Origin of the sequence: Azoarcus taiwanensis, from assembly GCF_012910885.1 — a bacterium.
GTDB lineage: Bacteria > Pseudomonadota > Gammaproteobacteria > Burkholderiales > Rhodocyclaceae > Azoarcus_F > Azoarcus_F taiwanensis.
This window is the reverse complement of record NZ_WTVM01000268.1, coordinates 1-1,135: the sequence shown is the minus strand read 5'-3', so window position 1 is coordinate 1,135 and position 1,135 is coordinate 1. Positions and strand designations below refer to the sequence as shown.

Genomic DNA, 1,135 nt, shown 5'->3' with positions numbered 1-1,135 from the left:
CTGCTGTAATTTCCGGCCAGTAAATCGACCGTGGCCAGGTGGTCAAGATAGCGCTCACGTCCGAGGTGGGTGAGCACACGGATGTCTTGCTGGTGTCTGCTGTCTTCTAGTAGCTGACGTACGGCGCTACCACCGGCATCACTGTTTGGCATCATCGCGATGATCTGGTAGCCGTGCTGCAAGAGGGTTTCAAGGAGGGTCTGTGCCTGTGTCGCCGCTTGCTTTGCTTCTTGCACGACAGGGTGAAACACCAGCATGGCTATCTGACGTGTGACGTCGAAACCATACGTGCGGCACAGTGCATCACGGTCAGCCCTGGCCCCATCGATGATGCCGTCCAGGCCAGGTGCTCCCGTGACAAAGACTTGTTCCGGCCTTTCGCCCATGCGTAACAGCCGCTCCCGGGCACCTTCGGTGCTGGTGAAGTGGTAGTGCGAGAGCTTGCTTATGGCGTGCCGGACCGGCTCATCGACAGTCCCGGACAGTTCGCCTCCGTGAATGTGGGCAATCGGGATGTTGAGGTGAAGCGCAGCCAGGGCACCGGCCAGCATCTCGCCTCTGTCGCCCAGTAGCAAGACGATGTCTGGACGACGACTGGCGAGTAGTTCCACCATGCCGTGAAGTTCGTCGGCAATCGCGTGAGCCATGCTTCTGCCGTCGGAGCCGTCGAGTTTGACCGGTATGGTACCTGCAATTGGCAGGCCTGCAGCCTGAATCTCTTTCACCGTATGTCCATAGCTTTCGATAAGGTGCATGCCAGTCACACAGAGCTCCAGCGCAAGCCTTGAGTCTGCGTGAATCCGCTCAAGCGTACGTCGCATCAAACCGAAATCCGCCCGAGTTCCGGTGACGTAGAGAACCCGCCTCATACGAGATCCTCCGCCTTTAGGGTGTCTCCGGGGCTCATGTCATGGCGCACTGTGCGCCCAATGATTTGATCAAGCATGACCGGCGGCAGACCATCTCCCGGGCGCATCAGACAGAGGTCGGCTCGGGTCAGGGTGTGGCCCGATGGTATGTCACGAGCGATGGTCAGGCTTCGCCTCGCTGCGATTCTTACTTCCAGCTCGGCTGGTGTGGGTGTCTTGTCTGTATGGCCGAGCACACGCTCGGTCAACCGTATGCTGTCAACCAT

At 59.0% G+C, this 1,135-nt stretch carries 2 protein-coding genes; both read right to left on the bottom strand.

Annotated elements, in window-relative coordinates:
• A partial coding sequence (neuC, locus tag GPA21_RS20230) for a UDP-N-acetylglucosamine 2-epimerase (protein ID WP_246262083.1) occupies positions 1–821 on the bottom strand: 821 nt, incomplete at its 3' end.
• Between the two features lie 44 nt (positions 822–865).
• A partial coding sequence (locus GPA21_RS20225) for an SAF domain-containing protein (protein WP_246262082.1) occupies positions 866–1,135 on the bottom strand: 270 nt, incomplete at its 5' end.